Source organism: Rothia mucilaginosa, assembly GCF_964210535.1.
Lineage (GTDB): Bacteria > Actinomycetota > Actinomycetes > Actinomycetales > Micrococcaceae > Rothia > Rothia mucilaginosa_F.
In genome coordinates this window covers 1-23,582 of sequence record NZ_CAXOMR010000028.1, presented here as the reverse complement: position 1 = coordinate 23,582, position 23,582 = coordinate 1, and the positions used below count along the sequence as shown (strand labels likewise).

Annotated in this window: 18 protein-coding genes, 4 tRNA genes and 1 pseudogene; 21 read left to right on the top strand and 2 right to left on the bottom strand. The window is 62.1% G+C overall.

Annotated elements, in window-relative coordinates:
* Positions 1-95: 95 nt before the first annotated feature.
* The 4 genes from AB8C10_RS08310 to AB8C10_RS08295 all read left to right on the top strand — a co-directional run bounded on the left by AB8C10_RS08310 (position 96) and on the right by AB8C10_RS08295 (position 4,476).
* Positions 96-863 carry an ABC transporter ATP-binding protein gene (locus AB8C10_RS08310; protein WP_012903286.1) on the top strand — a complete coding sequence of 256 codons (768 nt, stop codon included), beginning with the start codon at positions 96-98 and terminating at the stop codon, positions 861-863.
* Positions 864-866: 3 nt separating this feature from the next.
* Positions 867-3,623: an ABC transporter permease gene (locus AB8C10_RS08305; RefSeq protein WP_368867456.1), complete on the top strand. Its 2,757-nt coding sequence runs from the start codon at positions 867-869 to the stop codon at positions 3,621-3,623.
* A gap of 179 nt (positions 3,624-3,802) precedes the next feature.
* Entirely contained in the window at positions 3,803-4,120 is a 318-nt protein-coding gene (locus AB8C10_RS08300; RefSeq protein WP_303955682.1) for a nucleotidyltransferase family protein, read from the top strand.
* A complete protein-coding gene (locus tag AB8C10_RS08295; RefSeq protein WP_368867455.1) occupies positions 4,117-4,476 on the top strand; it encodes a DUF86 domain-containing protein in 360 nt (119 codons plus the stop codon). The genes AB8C10_RS08300 and AB8C10_RS08295 overlap by 4 nt, the downstream gene beginning before the upstream one ends.
* A 74-nt stretch (positions 4,477-4,550) precedes the next feature.
* Here AB8C10_RS08295 and AB8C10_RS08290 read toward each other — a convergent pair whose 3' ends face one another.
* Together AB8C10_RS08290 and AB8C10_RS08285 are read right to left on the bottom strand one after the other, a co-directional pair.
* A complete protein-coding gene (locus AB8C10_RS08290; RefSeq protein ID WP_368867454.1) occupies positions 4,551-5,384 on the bottom strand; it encodes a response regulator in 834 nt (277 codons plus the stop codon).
* 48 nt (positions 5,385-5,432) lie between these two features.
* Complete coding sequence (locus AB8C10_RS08285; protein ID WP_368867453.1) at positions 5,433-6,842, bottom strand: sensor histidine kinase; 1,410 nt, start codon at positions 6,840-6,842, stop codon at positions 5,433-5,435.
* A gap of 588 nt (positions 6,843-7,430) precedes the next feature.
* Between AB8C10_RS08285 and AB8C10_RS08280 the strand changes: the two genes are divergently transcribed.
* The 17 genes and pseudogenes from AB8C10_RS08280 to AB8C10_RS08200 all read left to right on the top strand — a co-directional run.
* On the top strand, positions 7,431-8,795 hold the full coding sequence (locus AB8C10_RS08280) for a hypothetical protein (RefSeq protein ID WP_044150320.1): 1,365 nt from the start codon (positions 7,431-7,433) through the stop codon (positions 8,793-8,795).
* A 186-nt stretch (positions 8,796-8,981) separates the two neighbouring features.
* Positions 8,982-10,037, top strand: coding sequence for a 3-isopropylmalate dehydrogenase (locus AB8C10_RS08275; protein WP_368867452.1), 1,056 nt, complete (start codon positions 8,982-8,984; stop codon positions 10,035-10,037).
* A 376-nt stretch (positions 10,038-10,413) separates the two neighbouring features.
* The gene (locus AB8C10_RS08270) at positions 10,414-11,511 is read left to right on the top strand and encodes a branched-chain amino acid aminotransferase (protein WP_368867451.1); all 1,098 of its coding nucleotides are present in this window, start codon (positions 10,414-10,416) and stop codon (positions 11,509-11,511) included.
* Between the two features lie 160 nt (positions 11,512-11,671).
* Positions 11,672-12,424, top strand: coding sequence for a fumarylacetoacetate hydrolase family protein (locus AB8C10_RS08265; RefSeq protein ID WP_368867450.1), 753 nt, complete (start codon positions 11,672-11,674; stop codon positions 12,422-12,424).
* A gap of 57 nt (positions 12,425-12,481) precedes the next feature.
* Entirely contained in the window at positions 12,482-13,993 is a 1,512-nt protein-coding gene (gene gltX, locus AB8C10_RS08260) for a glutamate--tRNA ligase (protein WP_368867449.1), read from the top strand.
* A 2-nt stretch (positions 13,994-13,995) separates the two neighbouring features.
* Positions 13,996-14,433, top strand: coding sequence for a hypothetical protein (locus AB8C10_RS08255; RefSeq protein WP_368867448.1), 438 nt, complete (start codon positions 13,996-13,998; stop codon positions 14,431-14,433).
* A 263-nt stretch (positions 14,434-14,696) separates the two neighbouring features.
* A tRNA-Gly gene (locus AB8C10_RS08250) sits at positions 14,697-14,772 on the top strand.
* Positions 14,773-15,242: 470 nt separating this feature from the next.
* Positions 15,243-15,314 (top strand) — tRNA-Gln (locus AB8C10_RS08245).
* Positions 15,315-15,336: 22 nt separating this feature from the next.
* Positions 15,337-15,412, top strand: a tRNA-Glu gene (locus AB8C10_RS08240).
* Between the two features lie 226 nt (positions 15,413-15,638).
* Positions 15,639-15,713 (top strand) — tRNA-Val (locus AB8C10_RS08235).
* Between the two features lie 106 nt (positions 15,714-15,819).
* On the top strand, positions 15,820-16,668 hold the full coding sequence (locus AB8C10_RS08230) for a cytochrome (RefSeq protein ID WP_368867447.1): 849 nt from the start codon (positions 15,820-15,822) through the stop codon (positions 16,666-16,668).
* Between the two features lie 290 nt (positions 16,669-16,958).
* A complete protein-coding gene (def, locus tag AB8C10_RS08225; RefSeq protein WP_070831269.1) occupies positions 16,959-17,564 on the top strand; it encodes a peptide deformylase in 606 nt (201 codons plus the stop codon).
* Positions 17,565-17,570: 6 nt separating this feature from the next.
* Positions 17,571-18,539, top strand: a complete 969-nt coding sequence (gene fmt, locus AB8C10_RS08220; protein ID WP_296545784.1) for a methionyl-tRNA formyltransferase — start codon at positions 17,571-17,573, stop codon at positions 18,537-18,539.
* Positions 18,536-20,539 carry an RsmB/NOP family class I SAM-dependent RNA methyltransferase gene (locus AB8C10_RS08215; protein ID WP_368867446.1) on the top strand — a complete coding sequence of 668 codons (2,004 nt, stop codon included), beginning with the start codon at positions 18,536-18,538 and terminating at the stop codon, positions 20,537-20,539. The genes fmt and AB8C10_RS08215 overlap by 4 nt, the downstream gene beginning before the upstream one ends.
* A gap of 55 nt (positions 20,540-20,594) precedes the next feature.
* Positions 20,595-21,296 (top strand): ribulose-phosphate 3-epimerase, encoded by a 702-nt coding sequence (gene rpe, locus AB8C10_RS08210; protein ID WP_368867445.1) that lies wholly within the window; start codon positions 20,595-20,597, stop codon positions 21,294-21,296.
* A 345-nt stretch (positions 21,297-21,641) separates the two neighbouring features.
* Positions 21,642-22,715, top strand: a complete 1,074-nt coding sequence (locus AB8C10_RS08205) for an ABC transporter substrate-binding protein (protein WP_368867444.1) — start codon at positions 21,642-21,644, stop codon at positions 22,713-22,715.
* A 140-nt stretch (positions 22,716-22,855) separates the two neighbouring features.
* A pseudogene (locus AB8C10_RS08200) lies at positions 22,856-23,582 on the top strand (peptidase); the annotation flags it as partial.

Below are 23,582 nucleotides of genomic sequence, written 5' to 3'. Positions count from 1 at the left end.
CCGCAGGTCAAGAGCCGGTGAACACCTACCAAAATCAACCTTGAGGATGAGAAAAACACCGTAGTCAGCGCCACATCGCGTGAAATAATTGAACTATGACTACGACAACTCCTCACGCCCAGACGGCACAGCCTGCCGTCTCCGCACGAAACCTTTCCAAAACCTACGGCATGGGTGAAGCTACCGTCCACGCCCTCAACAACGTCTCCGTCGACTTTGAGCAGGGCAAGTTCACCGCCATTATGGGCCCCTCCGGCTCGGGTAAGTCCACGCTGATGCAGACCATCGCAACCCTGGACACCCCCGACCCGAACCCGGCAACCTCCATCCGTATTGGCGGTACCGAGCTCTTCGGTCTGAAGGACAACGCCCTCACCGAATTCCGCCGCGAACACATCGGCTTCATCTTCCAGGCGTTCAACCTGGTGCCCACCCTCACCGCGGGCCAGAACATTGACCTGCCCTTGGGCCTTGCCGGTAAGAAGCCGGACCCGCAGTGGCGCGACTACCTAGTTAAGACCCTCGGCCTGGAAACCCGCCTCGACCACCGCCCCGAACAGCTCTCCGGCGGTCAGCAGCAGCGCGTCGCCATCGTGCGCGCCCTGCTCGCACGCCCCGAAGTGGTCTTCGCCGACGAACCGACCGGTAACCTCGACTCCAACTCCGGCGCCGAGGTGCTGCGCCTGCTACGTGCCGCCGCAACCGACCACGCACAGACCATCCTCATGGTCACCCACGACGCAAACGCCGCCTCCTACGCAGACCGCGTGGTCTTCATCAAGGACGGCATGGTCGCCGGCGAAATGATCGAACCCACCTACGACGCCGTGCTCGGCGCAATGGCACAGCTGGAAGGTCGATAAGCCGTGGCAACCACACTGAACACGGTGGCGCGCTCCAATCTGCGCGCCTCCAAAGGAAAATACGTCCTCACGGGCATAGGCATCGCGATTTCCTCATTCTTCATCGCAGCCATTATGATGCTCACCAACTCGCTGCAGGCGACCGTCAACTCCTCCGTTGGTGACGTGCTCTCCCGCGCCGAGGCGGTCGTCGCCTCCGCCGCTACCACCTACGACGGTAAAGACAGCACCTCTATCTACCTGACTCGTGACCAGATTCAGAAGGTAGAGCAGAGTGACCTGCTCTCCGGATACTGGGTGCAGTACGCCGTCACGGGTTCGATCGGTACCGGCGACCAGAAAACCCCCGTGCAGTACAACCAGCTGCCCGCCGACTCAAGCCTCTTCCCGTACAAGGTGCAGGGCAAAATCCCCAGTAGCGACCACGAAATCATGGTCTCCACCTACTTCGCGAAGAAGCATAACCTCTCGCTGAACGGCAAGGTCACCAGCACCGACGTTGTGGAATCCGTCAGCGCCCCCGGCACCACTAAGACCGCCGAATACACCGTCGTCGGCCTGTTCGACCCCGGTTTTGAAGGTTCCACCACCAACCAGGCTGTCTTTATTGGCGGTACCAGCCTCGGCGAAGCCACCCTGAAAGCAGCCGAGACAGAAAACAAGAGCTCCGCGGCAGGCTACCGGGGCATGGCTGGCGCGAACCTCATTTACCTCAAGTTCAAGGACGGCGTAACCGACGCCAAACTCAAGAGCCTGCAGGACTCCCTGAGCAGCGGCGACAGCAAGAACGACCCGCGCGTTATGACCGGTCAGAAGCTGCTGGAGGACTACCAGAAGAGCATCTCCACGGTCTTCACCTCCATTAGCGTGGTCCTTGGCGCCTTCGCAGCGCTGGCTCTGCTGGTCTCCTCGTTCGTCATCTCCAACACCTTCGCGGTGCTGGTCGGCCAGCGCATCCGCGAGCTCGCCCTGCTGCGCACCCTCGGTGCCCGCGGCGGCTCCCTCGTACGAATGCTGCTCATCGAATCGGTTACCGTGGGCGTGGTGTTCTCCCTCATTGGTGCGCTGCTGACCTACCCGGTTGGCGCGCTAGTTGGTGCGAACCTGACCACCATCATGATTTCGTACTCGATTACCCCGATTCTGGTGAGCGTGCTCCTCTGCACCCTCGTCACGGTTCTGGCGTCGCTCTCCCCGGCACGAAGCGCCCTGCGCATCTCGCCCATTAGTGCGATGAGCGAGCACACCAACCGCGAAGTCAGCAAGCCCGGCAAGATCGGCCCGATCTTCGGTGCCCTCTTCGCCATCGGTGGCGTTGCCGCCGTCGTGACTGCACTCGATAAGGCAACCAGCACCGAACGTGACGGTAACTCCGCAATCTTCCTCGGCATGCTCGCCGCACTGCTGCTCGGTATCGCGGTCTTCCTCATCACCCCGCTGGTGCTGCCCCCGCTGGTACGTGCCCTCGGCGCGGTCACCCGCACCCAGACCGGCAAGCTTGCGCTCGCCAACGCACTGCGTTCGCCCAAGCGCACCGTCTCCACCGGCCGCGCCGTGCTCGTCGGCACCCTGGTCGTGTCGACTGTGCTGACCGGCTACACGGTTCTGAGCGCCTCGTTCGTCAAGGCTCTGGATCAGCAGTACCCGATTTCTGCGCAGACGACTTACCACCCGTTTGGGCACAACGATGCAGCCTCCACCGTGACCAAGGCGGAGGAAATCGCCTCCAAGGTCAAGGGTATTAAGAACGTTCAGGCATCCGCCGTCGGTTACGCTGGTGGCGTGGTTGACTACACCACCGAGTACGAGGGCCAGAGCGTCAACCAGAACGCTAACCTGGTGGCGTTGAGCTCCTCCGACATGAAGGCAATCCTGCCGGACGAAAACTCGAATATTGCTGACGACACCGTGCTCGTGCCGCAGGGACTCTGGAAGTCCGCCGGTCTGAACGAGTCCAGCCGCCTGAAGGCACACGGCCCGCTCGGCGAAGTGGAACTCAAGCCCATCAAGTCCGTAACCAAGCAGCACCTGATGATCGTCAACCCGACCACCGCCGCCAAGCTGCAGGACGCCAAGAACCCGCAGGAAGTTCCCAACCCCGCCGCTGAAGAAGCCGAGAAGCGTATGCAGGAGGCAATCGCCAGCGGCGACCAGGAAGCTCAGGCAAAGGCAGCTCGCCTGACTGTCACCAGCCAGGCAACCGGTAACGGTACCGTCATTCTGGTGCGTGCCGCCTCCCCGCTGACCAGCAGTGAAAGCTCAACTCTGCAGACTGAGCTGAACCGAATCAGCCCGGACAACTCCTTCAACGGTGGCCTGCAGGAACGTCAGACCTTTGACCAGCTGCTGACCGTCATGCTGACCTTCACCCTGGTGATGCTCATGCTTGCGGTGGTCATCTCCATCATTGGTGTGGCGAACACGATGACCCTGTCGGTCAACGAACGCCGCCGCGAGAACGCGATGCTCCGCTCGCTGGGCCTGTCCCGCAAGCAGCTGCGCCGCATGATTTCCATTGAGGCGATTCTGATTACGCTCGCCGCAGTGGTGCTCGGCATGATTGCCGGTACGGTCATCGGCACGGTCTCCGCGAAGATTGTGATGGCGTCCACGAGCGCCAGCGCCCCGCTCGTGCTTGACCTGCCGTACGTCTGGTACGTGGTCATCCTCATTGTGGGTGTGCTCGCTGCGATGCTCGCTTCGGCTCTGCCGGCGGCTCGTTCGGCTCGCATGTCCCCGGTTGAGGGTATGCGCGGCTAACCCGCTGTATCTGGCATAGTCACAGTACCCGGCGAACCCGGATACTCGGCGTGAGAAAGCCCCGGAGGGTGCCTCGAAAAGGAGGCGCCCGCCGGGGCTTTGCCGTGCACAGGGTGGATTCATAGAGCTAGGTTCTAAGTGGCTGACCTGTCATCTGGCTTTGCGCGTATGATGGGTGTATGAGCACTAGCCACACCAATCTGCGTCGCGGGTACACGCTACCCCATGAAGCGGAGGTTCTTCAGATCCTCCGTGACGCTGGTGTGCGCCGTGCCCGACTCTTCGGCAGCGCCGCCCGCGGTGAGCTGACCGAAACCAGCGACCTGGATTTTCTGGTGCAGATGCCGGGTGTAGCTCCTTTTGACGAGTTCATGCAGATGGTGGACGCTCAGCACCGCATTGAACAGCTGACCCGCCGTAGCGTTGATATGGTTACCCAGCTACGCCCCCGCATCTACGCGGAGGCAGAACCGGACATGGTGGAGCTGCCGCTATGAAAAGCTCACTTGACGACTTCTCTCTGATTCTTGAATCGGCTCAGCGTATCTACACTTTTACCCCGAAACGGTACGAAGACCTGATAGACGACTCAAACGCGGTAGTCCAAGATGCGCTCTGCATGCGCTTTCAGGTCATTGGCGAAACCCTCAATAGGATTCGCACAAAGTACCCAGAAGATTATGAACGGTATGAACGGGCTGAGTGGCAGTACCTCATTGCTATTCGTAACGTTATTTCTCATAGCTATGTGAGTGTTGATTTTGCTGTCCTATGGGATGTCGCGCGGAATAAACTACCTGAGCTCATGAGCGACTTTGAACGAATCATTGATGAGATACAAGAAACCACTTAACTAAAGAGCCCCGGAGGGTGCCTCGAAATGGAGGCGCCCGCCGGGGCTTTACCGTGTCCTTTTATAGAAAAGTGCTAGTGGGCGATACCCGCCTCATACGCCATAATCACCGCCTGCACACGATCACGCGCACCCAACTTCGCCAACACATGCGACACATGAGTCTTCACCGTCGCCTCCGAAAGCACCAACTCCCGCGTAATCTCCGCATTCGACAAGCCGCGCGCAATCAGGCCCAGCACCTCAAACTCGCGAGGCGACAACTGCTCAATCAACTCACGATGCGGATAATCCTGCGCAGGCTCCGCCGGAATGAAGGTTGCTTTAGGAAGCTCAGATGCTACAGCCGGGGGAGCAACAGGAGCAGATTCAGGAACAGGCGCGGCAGGAACACCGGGAGTAGCGGCGGGGGAGTCCAGCACCGGAATCATATGCTCCAGCAGGCGGCGAGTAGCCGAGGGCGCAATCACCGCATCGCCGCGATGCACCGTACGAATCGCCTCCAACAGTTGCTCCGGCGGAGTGTCCTTCAACAAGAACCCGCTCGCGCCCGCACGCACCGCCGAATACACGTACTCGTCAATATCGAAGGTCGTGAGCATAATAATGCGCACCCGCTCGGACTCAGTCACCTCACGCTGGCCGTCACGCTCCAGGATGCGGCGCGCCGCCTCCAGACCGTCGCAGTGCGGCATGCGCACATCCATGAGGATGACCTGCGGCGCCTGCCCCTCAGACACCATGCGGTCAAAAACGTCAATAGCCGCCAGCCCGTCGTCAGCCTCCATGACGACCTGCAGGTCCGGCTGGGAGTTCACGAGCATGCTCAAGCCGCCGCGCACTAGGCGCTGGTCGTCGACGAGCATCACGCGGATCGGCTGGGTGGTCTGTGGTGCGGAAGAGTACATAGTTTCAATCCTAAGTCGCAGGGTGCAGAGGTATTCGATATAGAGGTATTAGAGGTCGCGGTAGGGCAGCGCCGCCTCAACGAGCCAGCCGCCGTCGGGCTGCAGACCGTAGGTGAGGGTGCCGTGGTAGAGGGCGATGCGTTCGCTCATGCCGCGCAGACCGTTGCCGCTGCCGGGTACCGGGTTAGCTGTGCGTCGAGTTGCGGCAGGGGAAACCGGTTCGTTCTGCACCCGCAGTTGCAGGCCCTCCTCACCCCAGTGAATAGTGACGGTGGTTGCCGCGCCGGGGGAGTGCTTGAGCGCGTTGGTGAGCGCCTCCTGCACGGTGCGGTACGCCGCAAGTTCTGCGCCCTGCGGTAGGGTGCGCGCCATGGTGCCGGTGATTCCGGTGAAGGTGACGGGCAGCCCGGCGCGGCGGCTCTGCTCCACGAGGGCGGGCACGTCGTTGAGGGTGGGCACGGGTGCGTAGGCGGTCGCCTCGTCGGTGCGGAGTAGCCCGAGCAGGGAGCGCATCTGAGTGAGTGAGTCGCGTGCCGTGTCTGCGATGAGTTCGAGGGTCTGCTCAGCAATATCCGGCGTGTTCTGCGCCTGTTCAGTCTGCTGCTGAGCCTGACCCGCCTGCTGTGCCCGTGCGGTGCGGGCGCTCGCGGCGGCGTAGCGTGCCCCGTCCGCCTGAGAAATAATGCTGGACAGCGAGTGCGCCACAATATCGTGCATTTCGCGGGCGATGCGGGTGCGTTCGTCCTGCGCGGCGAGGCGACGTTCCTGCTCCTGCTCGTATTCGAGGCGGCGGGCGCGTTCTTTGAACTCTTCGCTGCGCAGTTCGCGCATGCGGCGGGAGTCGCCGAGGAACCAGAAGACGGTGAAGATGGAGCCGCAGAGCACGCCGAGCATCAGGGAGATGAAGATGCGGGCGGGCAGGTCGTCCCAGTGGTAGAGGAGCGAGAGCGAGGCCTGCACGGTGACGGCGAGTGCACCGACCCAGCCGAGAATGAGACCGCGGAAGCGGGCGCGGCGGCGCCAGTGCCGACCGATATGGTAGGCGGCGAGGCTGACCGGCGGGTAGCAGGTGATGGCGAGTGAGTCGGGGAAAGGCTCCACGAGGGTGAGGCAGAGCGCGGCGATGACCACGTAGATGCTGCCGTAGGGGAAGCGGTAGCGGAAGTAGAGCGCGGTGGTGCTGCAGAGCGCGGAGACGAGCGGAATCCAGCCGTAGCTGTTGACGAAGGCAACGGAGAGCATGCAGCAGAAGAACTGCATGTGTGCGACGACGAGGACGTTCATCCAGCCGCGTTTGTCTCTGAGGAAGGTTTGTACGTGGCTGGAGGCGGTGATGGCGTCGGCGGGCAGGTCGCTGCTTTCTGAGATACCGCGGGTATGCGTTACGGCGTAGCCTGATTCAGCTGTCTTAGTGCTGTTCTGTGGGTTCTTCTGGGGTTGGGTGCGCTTGAGGGGCATGCTTCCAGTGTATCGGGGCGTTTGGGAGGGACCGGGAACCCTTTTTCTGCTCTCACATGCAGGGATATTTTGTGGGTTTGCGTGTGGGGTTGTGTGCTTGAGTGAGTATGACACGCCGAAAACACCTATTTTTAGTGACCTTGGTTACTTTTTCGAAAAATATTCCCTCAACTAAAACTTGAGAGTTTGGGGTTGTATGGGGTTCGAATTCGAGTTTAAGAGACTTGAAACTCCCTTAAGTAACCTATTTTGGTTGAAAAACCTTCAACCAAGGCGGAGAGTTTAAGGGAAACCCCCTCATCAAACCATTTTTGGAACCATTGCGGTACAGGTCTTTGATGGGTATAGTTTTGGCTGTACCGAAATTCTGCGTCCAGGAGGCAAGGCCTCGCAGAGTGAACACCAAGCGCTCTGAAACGCGAAAGTCCCTATGCAGGGGACCGGTTACAGCATTATGTCGTTATCACCAGAGGTTAGGCGCAAGCCTACTTCACTCACTCGAATCTCATCAGGTGACGTTCTTCGCCGTGCACGACGGCGGGTGATAACTTTTATTCCTCAAAATGACATCACTCTCGAAGGACATACATGTCTACTAACATTTCTCGCCGCAAGGTTGTCGCTGGCGCAGCATGGGCTGCTCCGGTTGTCGCAGCATCTGCTGCAGTTCCCGCTTTTGCTTCCTCCACCGAATGTGAGTGGGAGTCCACCGCAGCTTACACCGCTGAAGGTAACGCTTCGGGTGCTAAGGGCACCCAGTCCTTCGTCGTTCCCCCGCTGGTCGACAAGATTAAGTTCGAGGTTGTCGGTGGCGCTGGTGGTACCAACTACGACGATATCGCAGCAGGCTCCGGTGCTAAGATCACCGGTATCATCGAGGTCAAGCCCGGCCAGACCGTTCAGCTCATCGGCGCAGCCGGTGGTATCGGTAAGGGCCCCCTGTCCCCCGCAGAGGGTGGCGAGGGCTACGGTAACGGCGGTTCCTCCAACCTGCCCACCCCCATCCCCGCAAGCGTCATGCAGCGCGTCAACGCTATTTGGCCGAAGGACTCCAGCCTGAAGCGCATCATCTACTCCGCATCCGGTGGTGGCTCCTCCGCTCTGGTTATCAACGGTACCCCCGTTGCAGTTGCAGGTGGCGGCGGTGGCGCTGGCTTCGTGAACTCCGGTGGCGCTAACAACAACGAGCAGTACGCTGCGGCTGGCGCAGTTGACGCAGGTCGCCTGTGGCCCTCCGGCGCAAAGCGCAACGTGTACCCCGTTATCGGTTCCACCGGTGGTTCCGCTGATGGTGCAGAAGGTTCCGCAGGTAAGCAGGGTGCACTGACCTACGCTGCTGACACCTCCGTCACCACCACTGTTAACGCAGGTGAGGGTGGCTCCGCAGGTATCGGTGGTAACGGTGGTTCCAAGACCGACCTGCCCTCCGGCAAGTCCCCCAACGGCGTTCTGGGCTACTCCTCCGCTAACAACCAGGAAATCTACGCTTCCTCCAAGTCCGGTAACCAGGGTGGCGACGGCTTCAAGGGTAACGGTGGCGACGGCGTTGGCTCCTACTCCTACCTGATCGACAACAACGATCGCACCAAGAAGGAAGAGGGCACCAAGAACGGTAAGGGCTACGCTCTCGAGTACGAATCCATCGGCTTCAACTTCAACGGCTACGAGTCCGTCATCTCCGCAGGTGGTGGCGCAGGCTACGGTGGCGGTGGCTCCGGTGCTTCTACCTCCTCCTCCGCAATCGTTCTGACCCAGAAGTGGAACAACAACCCCAACGGTCTGCGCCAGAACGTTGGCTTCGCACAGTTCGGTGGCGGCGGTGGCGCTGGTGGCTCCTACGTTGCTCCCGGTGTTTCCGGTGGCTCCATCGAGTCCGCAGGTAACGCTCCGACCGAACGTGGCGTTCGTGGCAACGGCTACGTCAAGGTCTCCCTCTGCAAGCGCACCGCGTAATTGCATAGACCTTTAGGGCTCTAACTCTGAGTGAGAACTCATAACGATATTCCCCGGCTGATGATTCAGCCGGGGAATATTGTTTTAACCGGTAGTATCCATCTATCCCACCCCTCCCTAGCCCAGAGTCTGAGAACCCGCCCGCACACTCTACCGCCCACCCGCGGCGCGTATTACGGTAGAGGCATGACTGAAGCACGTAGCATCGACCTTGCCGTCATCCCCGGCGACGGCATCGGCCCCGAAATCATTACCGAAGCCCAGCGCATCCTCACCCGCGCCTGCGAGCTCGAAAACATCACCGTAACCCCCACCCACTACAAGCTCGGCGCCGAGCACTGGCTGGAAACCGGTGAAACCCTGCCCGACTCCACCATGGACGCCCTCAAGCAGCATGACGCGATCCTCTTCGGCGCCATCGGTGCAGACCCGCGCAGCGGCAAGATTCCCTCCGGCCTCATCGAACGCGAAATGCTCCTGAAGCTGCGCTTCGCCTTCGACCACTACATCAACCTGCGCCCCTCCCGCCTGTACCCCGGCGCAGTCTCCCCGCTCGCCAACCCCGGCAACATCGACTTTGTGGTCGTGCGTGAAGGCACCGAAGGCCCCTACATTGGCAACGGCGGCGTCATCCGCGGCGGCACCCCCCACGAAATCGCCACCGAAGTCTCCCTCAACACCGCACACGGTGTGGAGCGCCTGGTCCGCTACGCTTTCGAGCTGGCTTCCACCCGCCGCAAGAAGGTCACCCTCGTGCACAAGACCAACGTGCTCACCCACGCTGGCCGCCTCTACAACCGCTACTTCAGCGAAATTGCGAAGGAATTCCCCGAGGTCGAGACCGACTACCTGCACATTGACGCGACCACTATCTTCATGGTCACCGACCCCGCCCGCTTCGACGTGATCGTCACCGACAACCTCTTCGGCGACATCATCACCGACCTCGCAGGTGCGGTCACCGGCGGTATCGGCTACGCGGCAAGCGGCAACATCAATGCCGTCGGCGAATTCCCCTCCATGTTCGAGCCCGTACACGGCTCCGCACCGGACATCGCCCGCCAGAACAAGGCAAACCCCACCGCCGCAATCCTCGCTGGTGCCATGCTGCTGCGCCACCTCGGCCACGCTGCAGCCGCAGCCCGCATTGAGGACGCCGTCGAAGCAGATATGCGCGAAAACGGCGCGAGCGTGCGCGGAACCGATCAGGTCGGCGCGGACGTGCTCGCACGCCTTGGCTAATATTCACCAGGCTAAAACTGGCTCGGCTAAAACCCGCCAGCCGTAGCCGCTGAACGCAAAACACCCGTGAAGCCCGGAAGGAACACACCTTCCGGGCTTCACCTGTTCACATCCTGAATGAGAGAAAAGGTGCGCATGCGGCAAACGCATCTTTCCGGTACTCTAAACAGGTCAGGCACACCCGCCCGGCACCTCGGCGGTGGACACCCTCCACCACTCACTGCGATGCATCCGACTAGCACAGACCGCTAGATGCACCATCTGCCCCGCACGACAACGCGCCCGGCGGCACACACACCGGTTCTACGCCCCGACGCGAGAACCGCGAATCAAAGAACGCCTGCACAAGCAACTAGACAAAGAGGAACGCAGAACGATGGCCATCGAATTCAGCCACGAAGCAAACCAGTCACCCGCCTCCGCCGAACGCCGCGCCGAAATCCTTGCAAACCCCGGCTTCGGTGACTACTTCACCGACCACATGGTCACCATCGACTGGGAAGGCGACTACAAGACCGGTGGCACCTGGTACGACGCACGAGTTCGCCCCTACGGCCCGCTCGTCCTCGACCCCGCAGCATCCGTCTTCCACTACGGTCAGGAAATCTTCGAAGGCATCAAGGGTTACCGTCACGCTGACGGCTCCGTGTGGACCTTCCGCCCCGAAAAGAACGCGGCACGCTTCGCGAACTCCGCACGCCGCCTCTCCCTGCCCGTGCTGCCCGAAGAGACCTTCATCGAATCCCTGCGCGAACTCGTGAAGATGGACGAGCAGTGGGTTCCCACCGGCGACGGTGAGGCCTTCTACTTCCGCCCCTTCATGATTGCGACCGAGGCGTTCCTGGGCGTTCGCCCCGCACGCCACGTGCAGTACCACGTGATTGGCTCGCCCGCCGGTAACTACTTCGGCACCCCCGAACCCGTGGACATCTGGCTCTCCACCACCTACGCCCGCGCAGGCGAAGGCGGCACCGGTGCAGCAAAGTGCGGCGGTAACTACGCAGCATCCATGATCGCCCAGACCGAGGGTGAGAAGCACGGCTGCAAGCAGGTCATCTTCAAGGACCCGCACCGCGGCGACGCCATCGAAGAGCTCGGCGGCATGAACGTGTTCTTCATCTTCGGCAAGGAAAACAAGATTGTTACCCCCGAACTGACCGGCACCATCCTGGAGGGCGTGACCCGCTCCTCGCTGATTCAGCTGGCTAAGGACCGCGGCATGACCGTCGAAGAGCGCGCTATCACCCTCAACGAGTGGCGTGAAGGCGTAGCAAACGGCGACATCACCGAAATCTTCGCCTGCGGCACCGCAGCAGTGGTCGCACCCATCGGCAAGCTCAAGGCAGAAGACTTCGAGATTCCGGCACCCACCGAGCACTTCGGCGAAATCTCCAAGAGCCTGCGCGAAGAGCTCGTCGGTATTCAGCTCGGCACCGTTGAGGACCGCCACGGCTGGATGACCCGCCTCATCTAAAACGTGAATCTAACGTAATCCGCGAAATCCCCGCAGGATGCCCCGCCCGACCCGCACGTCGCGCGGCGAGTAACCCGCGGGGATTCGCTGTGCCCGCTAAAACCCTCCTCGCCAATTCCGCCCGCCGCCCCAGCCCTCGAAGGCTGGTACCCTAGAAAGTATGCGTATTGCACGATTTACCGTAAATAATGAGCTCCACTTCGGGCTGGTAGAAGGCGACGCAGGCGAAGAAACCCTGCGCGTACTCGCCGGCGACCCCTTCTACTCGGGCGTCGAACCGACCGGCACCACCTACCCCATCGACCAGGTGCGCCTACTCGCCCCGATCATCCCCCGCTCCAAGGTGATTGGAGCGATCGCAAACTGGGCAGGAACCGAGGCGCCCGCCTCCCCGCAGTTCTTCCTCAAGCCCAACACCACCGTCATCGGCCCCGGCGACCCCGTGACTCTGCCCGAGTACTCCGAAGCCGTCAGTGCAGAAGGTGAACTCGCCGTCGTTATCGGTCGTATCGCCAAGTCCGTGCCTCTTGAGCGCGTGCATGAAGTCATCTTCGGCTACACCGTAGCCAACGACCTCACCGCCCGCGACCTGCTCGAAGACCGCCAGTGGACCCGCGCCAAGGGCTTCGACGGCTCCACCCCGCTCGGCCCCTGGATCGAAACCGACCTGGACACCGACTCGCTGAACATCACCACCTGGGTTGACGGCGACGTCGTGCAGGAAGGCAATACCTCCGAAATGCACTACTCCGTAGCCGAACAGGTTGCCGCAGCCTCCGAAATCTTCACCCTGCTGCCCGGCGACGTACTGCTCACCGGCACCCCCGCCGGCATCAGCGTACTGCGCGACGGCAACGAAGTAGAGGTCGAAGTCGAAGGTATCGGCTCCCTCGTCACCCGCGTGCGCGACTAAACAGCCCGCACCCAAAAACGTAACGTACATCCTGAAACACACCGTCAAGGAGACATCATGACCGAATACCACGGTCCCGTACTCAACAGCCCCGCAGACACCCGCGTCCGCTTCTGCCCCTCGCCCACCGGCACCCCGCACGTGGGCATGGTCCGCACCGCCCTCTTCAACTGGGCCTACGCACGCCACACCGGCGGCAAGCTGATCTTCCGCATCGAAGACACCGACGCAGCACGCGACTCCGAAGAGTCGTTCAACCAGGTGCTCGAATCCCTGCACTGGCTCGGCATCAACTGGGACGAAGGCGTCGGCGTCGGCGGCCCCCACGAACCCTACCGCCAGTCCGAGCGTAAGACCGCAGGCATCTACAACGAGATTTTCCAGAAGCTCGTTGAAGGCGGCTACGTGTACGAAGACTTCTCCACTCCCGACGAGGTGAAGGAGCGCCGCAAGGCAGCCGGCCAGGACCCGCAGCTCGGCTACGACAACTACGACCGCAACCTCACCGAGGAGCAGAAGGAAGCCTACCGCGCCGAGGGCCGCAAGCCCGTGTGGCGTCTGCGCATGCCCGACGAGGACATCACCTTCAACGACCTGGTTCGCGGTGAAATCACCTTCAAGGCAGGCACCGTACCCGACTACGTGGTTGTGCGCTCCAACGGCGACCCGCTGTACACCTTCGTGAACCCCGTCGACGACGCACTCATGGGCATCACCCACGTGCTGCGCGGCGAAGACCTGCTCTCCTCCACCCCGCGCCAGATTGCGCTCTACCGCGCACTCATCGACACCGGCGTGACCACCTTCATCCCCGAATTTGGCCACCTGCCCTACGTCATGGGCCAGGGCAACAAGAAGCTCTCCAAGCGCGACCCCGAGTCGAACCTCTTCCTGCTGCGTGACTCCGGCTTCATCAAGGAAGGCCTGCTGAACTACCTGTCCCTGCTGGGCTGGTCCCTCTCCGCAGACCAGGACGTCTTCAGCATCGACGAGCTCGTCGAGCACTTCGACGTACACGACGTTGTCGCCAACCCCGCACGCTTCGACGTGAAGAAGGCAGAGTCCATCAACGGCGACCACATCCGTGCGCTCGACCCCAAGGACTTCCGCGACCGCCTGATTCCGTACCTGCAGGCTGCAGGCGTACTCGGCGAAACCCTCACCGAGCGTGAAGAGCAGGTCCTCACCGAGGCTGCACCCCTCGTTCAGGAGCGTATGCAGCTGCTCGGCGAAGCACCCGGCCTGCTCGCATTCCTCTTCAAGAGCGACGACGAGATCACCGTGGCTGACGACGCACGCAAGCAGCTCAAGGAATCCGCACCGCAGGTCCTCGCCGCAGCAATCGAAGCCCTCGAACCCCTCGAGGACTTCACCGCAGCCAACATCGAAGCAGCCCTGCGCGCCGCAATCGTCGACGGCCTGGAAATCAAGCCGCGCCTCGCATTCGGCCCCGTGCGCATCGCAGTGTCTGGTGAGCGCATCTCCCCGCCGCTGTTCGAATCCATGGAGATCCTGGGCAAGGAATCCTCCCTCGCACGCCTGCGCAAGCTTGCCGCTGAACTGGGCTAACCATGAGTCGGCCGAATAACCAATCCATCATCGGCAAGGCGCTGCTCAAGGGCACCCTCATGGCGCTCACCAACGCCTGCATTATCTGGGTGTTTGCCTACATTGCTGGCTTTGACCGCTCCGTATGGATGGTCGTCATCATTATTGCCGGCGCGGCGCTCGCCTACGTGACCGCGTTCCTGGAGGCACGCGCCATGCAGAACGCGGCTCGCGGCGGCGACGTGAGCACCTCGTCGTCTGTTGTTGATTCTTCGGACTCTTCTGACTCTTCGGACGAAGAAGAGGAAGAAGACGACTTCGTGGACCCGGGCCCCGACCCGGACGCAGGCGACTTCGACGCCGGAAGCTCCAGTAGCTCGGACTACAGCAGCTACAGCAGCTCCGACTACTCCGGTGGCGGCGATTCTGGCGGAGGCGACTCCGGCGGTAGCAGCGACTAAGCTCTAGAGAATCCCCTTATCCAGCGGGAATCAGACGACCAAAAGGTCTGAAGAAACCCGGCGGATAAGGGGATTTTTCGTTCATTTTAAAATATTTTTTTGTGATGGGTATTTCCTATAAAACTACTAGTCAGTATCTTTTAATGGGTTCTATCTGGGGTTATTTAGGGGAGTGTGGCAAGAATTTGGTTTGCGCACCCCGGCAAAGACTCGTATAGTATTACCTGTTGTTGCGACGAACTGAAAAGTTCAAAGCGAAACATGCGGTTGTAGCTCAGTTGGTAGAGCACCACCTTGCCAAGGTGGATGTCGCGAGTTCAAGTCTCGTCAACCGCTCCACTGAAGCCCCGAGGTTCGCCTCGGGGCTTTTTCGTTGTCTCCAGAAGTTTTATGTCTCCAGAAGTTATTAGCCTTCGGGGGTGAGGGTGCCGGGTGGGAGTCTTGCGATCTTTTTCCGGAGTGACTGCTTTGGCGAGCTTGCTGCTGGGGAAGCAGGGCGGGAAGAAAAATCTTCAAAAAATTTTGGGGTGCAAAGCTTGCGGGGGAGAGACTGAAACTGCTCTCTGAGCCCTCTCAAAGCTGCTTTGAAGGGTGAAAACCGGCCCCAAAACCCTCTTTTTGAAGAAATTTAAAAAACTTTTCGACCCCAAAAACCCCGAAATTCCGCGGAAGTAGCGGGCATGAAACCGTGAATGTGAGGCGGCTCTCCAGATTTCGGCTTGCACGCCTCCAGAAAGACCCGTATAGTTATTACTCGTTCCGGTGAAAAGCCGAAAGGTAAAAAACGGAACGGTAACTCAATAGAGTAATGGGATATGGTGTAATTGGCAACACGAAGGTTTCTGGTTCCTTTGTTCTAGGTTCGAGTCCTGGTATCCCAGCTAACCTCCTTACGGAGGTTGCGGCCCCATCGTATAGCGGCCTAGTACTCCGCCCTCTCACGGCGGCAACACCGGTTCAAATCCGGTTGGGGTCACCACTAGGAAAAAGCCTGGTTTCTTCGGAAGCCAGGCTTTTTTGTTTATCCGGTGAAAACTGAGTCCAGATTCTATGGTTCGCAAGAATCTCCTCGAAAAGCCACAAGCGCTTCGAGAAGCCACCACTTTGGTTGCTTTTCGAAACACAAGTGGCTTCTCGGCGGCAGTAAAAAAAGAGAGCGCAGAATTTGACCTTCACGCCAAGCCTCGGTATAGTCTTATCCGTAAGCGTGATTGGCGCAGTGGTAGCGCGCTTCGTTCACACCGAAGAGGTCACTGGTTCGAACCCAGTATCACGCACCAAAGAACCCCCGTTTCAAGGAACGGGGGTTTTATTATGCCCACCGGGTCAAACCCACCGGCAACAGTCCACCGCAGCGGACACAACCACCCGAGAATGAGGTACCCCGTGACAACACCCGAACTCGCCGCAGCCACCGACTACGGACGCATGTACTCCCGCAAACGCGGAGGAGAACTCCTCGTCCCCTCCATCACCACCGTCATCGGGCAGCACGCCAGCGACCTCAGCGGCTGGCACGGGTACATGGCAGCCAAAGCCGCCCTCGAAGACCAGCGCGCCTACCGCGCCACCGGATCCCACGGCCTCAAATTCGCCATCATCCGCGACGCAGCCAGCGCCTCCGAACGATACCGCGACGCAGCCGCCGCCCGAGGCGACCGCGTCCACAACTACGCCGAAGCCGTCGCCCTGCGCGCCATGGGCCGCGAACACAACCTCGAGGAAAGCCGCGAACAGCTCATCATCAACGGCGAACAGGCCTACGCCGACCGCTTCGACGAATGGTGGGAAGCCTTCAAGCCCCGCCCCCTCGCCGCCGAAGTCACTATCTGGAACGACACCGTAGGCTATGCGGGCACCCTCGACCTCGTCGCAGAAATCGCGGGCCGAACCTGCATCATCGACTACAAAACTAAAGGCACCGACAAACGCGGCCGCGTCAAAGCACTCGACGAAAAAGTCGTCATGCAGCTCGTCGCCGGACTCAAAGCCGAAGAATCCCTCGTCGATCCCGACGAAGGCACATGGGAACCCTGGAAATACGGCGACGCACCCGTCCTCATGGGCGTGGCACTCGGAGAAACGCAGGTACTGCCGCAGCAGGCGAACCCCGCCGTGCTCGAACGCAACTGGTACAAGTTCTGCGCGCTGCGCCGCGTCTGGGAATTCGACCGCCAGGTTCAAGAATTTGAAGACCCTGCGCTTATGCCCGTAGTGCCCCCGCCGACGGCATAGGGGAGAGCCTCTCCCCGCGGCATAGGCCAGTACCCCGCCCGCGGCGTAGGGGAGTAGGCAGCATAGGGGAGAGGCCCCAATAGCTGGTGAGGTGAGGCTCAGCCCTCACCCCAACGCCTCGATTCGTTCTAGATTCGCGCTACCGAATCGGCGACAATAGAACACAAGACAGAACGGCGCCCGCGCGCCCGCTGGCAAGAACCCGCTACTGGGAGAGCCTCCCAGCGCAGTTCTGCCACCACATTGAAATCCGTAAGCACATTCCCGGCACCTGCCGGCAGAGGAGAACCATGACCATCCTGAGCATCCGCACCGTGGGCGACCCGGTGCTCCGCAGCGTCTGCGACCCCATCACCGTCTTCGACGACGACCTGGCACGACTCATCGACGACATGCTAGAAACCATGTACGACGTGGGCGGCGTGGGCCTTGCCGGCCCGCAGGTTGGCATCTCCAAGCAGATTTTCACCTTCGGCGGCATTGACGACCGCGAAGGCTACATCATCAACCCCGTGCTTGAGGTCGGCGAAGAAGACCAGGAAGGCGGCGAAGGCTGCCTGTCCGTGCCCGGTCAGAAGTCCGCGACCCCGCGCAAGAACTGGGCGCGCGTGACCGGCGTGGATCGCCACGGTGAACCCCTCGTACTGGAGGGTGAGGGCCTGTTCGCGCGCATGCTGCAGCACGAAACCGACCACCTGCACGGCAAGCTCTTCATCGACCGCCTCGTGGGAGAAGATCGCCAGCGCGTCATGCGTGCCCTGCGCGCCGCAGACTACAACACTGTCGCCGCGAAGACCGTGACCGAGCGTGCAACCCGCGTGGGCGGTGCCTTCGGTGCCGGTGGCGCGTTCGGTGCAGGTTCTGCTGGTTCTTCCTTCGGTAGCTTCGGAAAGTAGGTCCACATGCTCAACATTATTTACGCAGGCACCCCCGACGTCGCCGTGCCTCCGCTCGACTACCTCGCGAACTCCGATAAGGTGCGCGTGGTCGGCGTGCTCACCCGCGAAGACGCCCCCGTGGGCCGCAAGCGCGTGCTCACCCCCTCCCCGGTCGCGCAGCGTGCCGAAGAGCTCGGCCTGCCCATCGTGAAGGCAAACCGCTGGAATGACGAAGCCGCCGCGGCCATCGCCGAACTGAACGCTGACGCAGCCGCCGTGGTCGCCTACGGTGCCTTGCTGCCGCTGTCCGCGCTGGAATCCCTGCGCTACGGCTGGGTCAACCTGCACTTCTCCAAGCTGCCCGCATGGCGCGGCGCCGCCCCCGTACAGCGCGCCCTCATCGCCGGTGAGCAGGAAATTTTCTCCACCACCTTCCTTCTTGAAGAAGGCCTGGATACCGGCCCCACCTTCGAACAGGAATCCACCCCCGTGGCCGCCGACGACACCGCAGGCAGCGTGCTGATGCGCCTCGCCACCAGCGGTGGTGCGCTGCTCGAGCGCACCTTTGAACGTCTCGAAGCCGGCGAGAGCGGCACCGCGCAGGTCGAGGACGAGTCGGTCAGCTACGCCTCCAAGATGAGCATCGCCGACGGCCGCCTCACCTGGACCGAGCCCGCCGAACAGATCCTGGCGCGCTTCCGCGGCGTGACCCCCGAACCCGGCGCCTGGTGCGAACTGGGCGAAAACCGCTTCAAAATCGGCGGCCTGGCGGTTGCCGACGAGCGCCTGGTGCAGTCCCTGACCGAGGCAAACGGTGGCCCCCTCGCACCCGGTGCGGTGCGCCTGCACGCGAAGAAGGTACTGGTCGGCACCGGTACCGAACCGCTGATGCTGCTGCAGGTTCAGCCTGCCGGTAAGAAAATGATGGATGCGCCCGCGTGGGCTCGCGGCGCTGGCAAGGACATGGCGGAAGGCCTGGTGGTACTCGCATGAGCAACGAAAAGCGCCCCTACAAGGGAGGACACGGCAAGCCCGGTCACGCTGGCAATGGCAAGCCCGGCAACGGCAAGTTCAGCCAGGGTAACGGTCAGGGTGAGGGCGGTGCGAAGCGTAAGCGTCGCCGCCGCTCCGGCTCGGGTACCGGCTCGGGTGCTGGCGTGAACGAGCAGAACCGCCAGCAGAACCAGCGCTCCCAGAATCAGCGCTCCCAGGGCCGCCCGCAGAAGTGGGATGACAACTCTCGCGGCGACAAGAAGCGCTTCGAACCGCGCGGCGAAAATCGTCATGAGAACCGCGCAGAGTCCCGCACCGGCCGCCGCTTCGACGGCCTGACCAGCGTCGAACGCGCCGCACGCCGCGCCAAGACCGAGCACGACGACACCAAACGCGGTGGCGGCGGCACCTCCCAGCGCAATAAGAGCGGCCACGAACGCAACCGCCGCTCCATGTCCGCCCGCGAATTCTCCGCGGCGGCACCCTCCGCACGCTCGCGTACCGCAGACACCGCACGCGCAACCGTCTTCGACGTATTGCGCTCCGTTGCCGAATCTGACGCCTACGCGAACCTCGTGCTACCCAAGGCGATTCGTAGCCACCGCCTCGACCACCGCGACGCAGGCTTCGCCACCGAGCTGACCTACGGCACGCTACGCCACCAGGGCACCTACGACGCAATCCTCAGCCGCTGTGTAGACCGCCCCATTGAGAAGGTCGGCACCACCACCCTGATCGTGCTGCGTATGGGCGTGCACCAGCTGCTGAACATGCGCGTTCCCGCCCACGCTGCGCTGAACCAGAGCGTGTCCCTGGCACGCGAAAAGATCGGTGCGGGCCCGGCAAGCTTCATCAACGCGGTGCTGCGCCGCGTCTCCGAGCGCACCCCCGAAGAGTGGTACGAACTCATCATTGAGGACGCGAAGGACGACACCGAGCGCATGGCGCTGCTCGCCTCGCACCCCGGCTGGATTGTGCGTTCCATGCGCCAGGCACTCGTCGCGCACGGCCGCCCCGCCTCCGAAATTGAGCAGCTGCTCGAAGCGGACAACCTCGCCCCCGTGGTGAACCTGGTTGCGCTGCCCGGCCTGGGTAGCCTCGAGGAGGCACGCGAACAGGGCGCCGTCGACGGCGAGCTGGTTGAAGGTTCGGCGCTGTACGCCTCCGGCGACTTGGCGCGCCTGGAATCCGTGCGTGAAGGCACCGTACGTGCCCAGGATGCTGGCTCCCAGCTGGTGGCACGCGCGCTCGCCGCCGCACCCCTGGACGGCACCGACACCGCATGGCTCGACCTGTGCGCAGGCCCCGGCGGTAAGGCGGCGCTCCTCGGCGCGCTCGGTATTCAGCGCGGCGCATCCCTGGTCGCCAACGAGGCGGCACCGCACCGCGCGCAGCTCGTGGAATCCTCCATGCGCCCCCTGCCCGAGGACAGCTACACGGTACTCACCGGCGACGGCCGCCAAATCCGCGAGACCCTGCGCAAGAACGCCTCCGACCTGCCCGGTTCCATTGAGCCCGGTCAGCTTTTCGACCGCGTCATGGTGGATGTTCCCTGCTCCGGTCTGGGTGCCCTGCGCCGCCGCCCCGAGGCGCGTTGGCGCAAGTCCCCGCGCGATATTGCCGAGCTGCTGCCCCTGCAGCGTCAGCTCCTGGACGCAGCCATTGAGGCGACCCGCCCCGGCGGCGTGATTGCCTACGTGACCTGCTCCCCGCACGCGGCAGAAACCCAGAACATTGTTGCCGAGGTGCTCGAAAGCGGCGCGGTCAGCCTGCTTGATTCCGCCGCCGCACTGCGCGAAGTCGCCCTGCACACCGAAGGCGCGAACGGCGAGCCCGTGAGCGTGCTGGCGGGGGAGAAGGACCCCGGTCACACCCCCGAGATCAAGGTCAAGAAGGGTGCGCCGGTCGTGAAGGCTTCGGAGCACCCGACTACCGCGCAGCTGTGGCCGCACGTGCACGGAACCGACGCCATGTTCCTCGCCCTGCTGCGTAAGAACTAGCCGCTTCACCGCCTAGCATCACTGGCCATACGGCACGGATTTGAAAGGAACCCCCATGGGTATTGCCATTAACCCGTCGATTCTCTCGGCGGATTTCGCGAACCTGCAGCGCGAGCTGGAGCGCATTTCCACCGCAGACGCCGCGCATATTGACGTGATGGACAACCACTTCGTCCCCAACCTCACCTGGGGCCCGCCGGTGGTCAAGCGTCTGCGCGAAATCTCCCCGATGCCGTTCGACGTGCACCTGATGATTGAGGACGCCGACCGTTGGGCACCCGAATACGCCAGCATGGGCTGCGAATCGGTGACCTTCCACGCGGAGGCGGCTATCGCCCCCATCAAGCTGGCGCGCACCCTGCGTGCTGAGGGCGCGAAGGCTGGCATGGCGCTGCGCCCGGCAACCGCCGTGGAACCCTACCTGGACATGCTCAGCGAACTGGACATGCTGCTAATCATGACCGTGGAACCCGGCTTCGGCGGCCAGGCGTTCCTGGACGTGACCCTGCCGAAGATCGCCCGCGCCGCCAAGGCGATTGAGGGTGCGAACCTGCCGGTGACCGTGCAGGTGGACGGCGGCATCACCGAAGAGACCATCCTGCGTGCCGCGGAGGCGGGCGCAACCTGCTTCGTTGCCGGTAGCTCGGTCTACGGTGTGGATGAGGCGCTCGGCGGCCCGGAGGCAGCAATCGCCTCCCTGCGTGCGGCGGCCGCATCGGTCAAGCGTTCCAGCGCCGGTTGCGGTTGCGGCTGCTAGCGGTGCCCCGCCGGTAACAGTGCCCAGTCACTGCCCGCATCTATAAAACCTCAACGCCCCGTTGTGAAGTCTGCGCCCCGTCGCGGCTCTTCGCGGCGGGGCGTTTTGCGTACCAGGCGTTCTCAACCGCCGCAGATTTATAGCAAGGTAACAGCAGGGGAGAGGGCCTGTTTAAATGACATAGTGTCAGCAAGACTATGACAAAGCGTGATATATGTTACCCCGCGCAATTCCGCGGCAAAACCGGGTATCCTGGCGGTCAGAGAAGGCAAACAGAACACATCTTGATGTAACACTCAGATATCTGTAAGGTTAGGTATAGTTTAGTCAAATCTAGGGGGAACTATGTCTTTCAACCGAACCGAGCTGACCGACGCCGAAAACCACGGCGCATCGGGCGTTAACCGCCGCGCATTCTTCGGCCTGGCGCTCGCCTCCTCGGCTGCTCTCGCCCTCGCGGCATGCAGCAGCGAGACCACCACGACCACCACTTCCGGCGGTTCCACCTCCGGCGGCAACAGCGGTACCCGCACCATCAAGGACATTGACGAGGAGAACGTAGAAGTTCCCGCCAACCCGCAGAAGGTTATCGTCCTCTCTGAGCCCACCCTCGACGGCCTGCTCGCCCTCGGCGTGACCCCCGTCGGTTCCGTCTCCGGTCGCGGCCAGTCCGGCGTGCCCAACTACCTTGCCGACCGCGCCAAGGGCGTGCAGATTATCGGCACCGTCGCCCAGGTCAACTACGAGCAGATTGGCAACCTTGATCCCGACCTGATTCTGGTCGACTCCACCGGCGTAGACAAGCGCTCTGAGGCCTTCGAAACCCTCAAGAAGATCGCTCCCGTCGTCTACTGCGGCTACGCGGGCGGCGACTGGCGCATCAACTTCCGCAACGTCGCCAACGCTATGAACATGGTCGACAAGGGCGAAGAAGTCATCAAGGCATACGAGTCAAACGCCGCAGCGCTGAAGGATCAGCTCGCCCCCAAGTACGGCGACAAGACCTTCTCCATCGTCCGTTGGGCAGGCAACGGCCCCGCCCTGATCCTCAAGGAACTGCCCGCCGGCCAGGTACTCAACGACCTGGGCCTTAAGCGCCCCGAGTCGCAGGACCGAAACGGTCAGGGCCACTCCGAGCCCGTCTCCCTCGAGAACCTGGCAACCATCGACGCGGACTACATGTTCCTGGGCACCCTCGGCGGCGCAAGCCAGCAGAACCCGAACGCGCAGGGCTCCGCAGGTCTGCAGGGCGCCGAAGAAGCACTGAACAAGGCGAAGGAAACCTCCGGCTTCACCAACCTGAAGGCAGTCAAGGACGACCACGTGATTCTCGTGGACGGCTCCAAGTGGACCTCCACCGGCGGCCCGCTGCTGCTCGAGGGCATTATCGAAGACGTCAAGAAGGCGCTTCCGCTCTAAACGCCCTGTTCTGAACACCCCGTTCTAAATACCCTGTGAAGCAATCACCCGCTGAAGCTTCCGCCACCCTTCCCGCCGCGACCTAAAAACCGCGGCGGGAAGGGGATGCACGACCCACCACACCATCCTCAAGGACCACAATGACCGAAACTCGACCCGTGCGCACCGCAGCCCGCTACGGTGCCGTCGTGGCTCTCGCCGGCGCGCTCATCACCCCCGGAGCAGCGCTGACCGGCACCACCATTGCTTACGCGGACACCCCCGCCGCCACCCAGCAGGCTGATAAGGCTACCGTGACGATTTCCACCGAGAAGTGGCGCGAAGGTAAGCTCGTGCTACGCGGCACCGGCTTTACCAGCACCGCACCCGGTCGCGGCGCAGTGTTCGCAGTGAAGTTCCTCGACGCCCTGCCGGATGAAGCGCACCAGGCGATTAACCCGATCACCAAGAAGGGTGGCAACTCGCCCGCAAACTTCATGGGAACCGCCAAGGAGGACGGCACCTTCGAGGTTGAGGTGTCCCTGCCGACCCCCGAAAACACCGGTCTGACCGCTGAACAGCTGAAGAACAAGGGCTGGACCGTGGAGGGTACCAGCCACCGTATTCAGGTGCTTTCCGGTTCCCTGGGCGGTACGGATGCGGACGGCAACACCTACGACCGTCGTGCATCTGTGTCGCAGAATATTACGCTGAGCGACCCGGCTCCGAGCCCGGCACCGACCGCAGAGCCTACTGCAACTGCCGAGCCTACCGCTGAGCCTTCTGCGACGGCTGAGCCTACCGCTGAGCCCAGTGCAACTGCAGAGCCTTCTGCGACTGCCGAGCCTACCGCTGATCCCTCTGCTACTGCAGACCCCACCCCCGCAC

Coding starts and splice junctions, on each gene's coding strand:
- AB8C10_RS08255 (WP_368867448.1), top strand. CDS start 13,996: ATGAGTCGGCCGAATAACCAATCCATCATCGGCAAGGCGCTGCTCAAG.
- AB8C10_RS08295 (WP_368867455.1), top strand. CDS start 4,117: ATGAAAAGCTCACTTGACGACTTCTCTCTGATTCTTGAATCGGCTCAG.
- fmt (WP_296545784.1), top strand. CDS start 17,571: ATGCTCAACATTATTTACGCAGGCACCCCCGACGTCGCCGTGCCTCCG.
- def (WP_070831269.1), top strand. CDS start 16,959: ATGACCATCCTGAGCATCCGCACCGTGGGCGACCCGGTGCTCCGCAGC.
- AB8C10_RS08285 (WP_368867453.1), bottom strand. CDS start 6,842: ATGCCCCTCAAGCGCACCCAACCCCAGAAGAACCCACAGAACAGCACT.
- AB8C10_RS08215 (WP_368867446.1), top strand. CDS start 18,536: ATGAGCAACGAAAAGCGCCCCTACAAGGGAGGACACGGCAAGCCCGGT.
- AB8C10_RS08290 (WP_368867454.1), bottom strand. CDS start 5,384: ATGTACTCTTCCGCACCACAGACCACCCAGCCGATCCGCGTGATGCTC.
- rpe (WP_368867445.1), top strand. CDS start 20,595: ATGGGTATTGCCATTAACCCGTCGATTCTCTCGGCGGATTTCGCGAAC.
- AB8C10_RS08310 (WP_012903286.1), top strand. CDS start 96: ATGACTACGACAACTCCTCACGCCCAGACGGCACAGCCTGCCGTCTCC.
- AB8C10_RS08270 (WP_368867451.1), top strand. CDS start 10,414: ATGGCCATCGAATTCAGCCACGAAGCAAACCAGTCACCCGCCTCCGCC.
- AB8C10_RS08280 (WP_044150320.1), top strand. CDS start 7,431: ATGTCTACTAACATTTCTCGCCGCAAGGTTGTCGCTGGCGCAGCATGG.
- gltX (WP_368867449.1), top strand. CDS start 12,482: ATGACCGAATACCACGGTCCCGTACTCAACAGCCCCGCAGACACCCGC.
- AB8C10_RS08265 (WP_368867450.1), top strand. CDS start 11,672: ATGCGTATTGCACGATTTACCGTAAATAATGAGCTCCACTTCGGGCTG.
- AB8C10_RS08205 (WP_368867444.1), top strand. CDS start 21,642: ATGTCTTTCAACCGAACCGAGCTGACCGACGCCGAAAACCACGGCGCA.
- AB8C10_RS08275 (WP_368867452.1), top strand. CDS start 8,982: ATGACTGAAGCACGTAGCATCGACCTTGCCGTCATCCCCGGCGACGGC.
- AB8C10_RS08300 (WP_303955682.1), top strand. CDS start 3,803: ATGAGCACTAGCCACACCAATCTGCGTCGCGGGTACACGCTACCCCAT.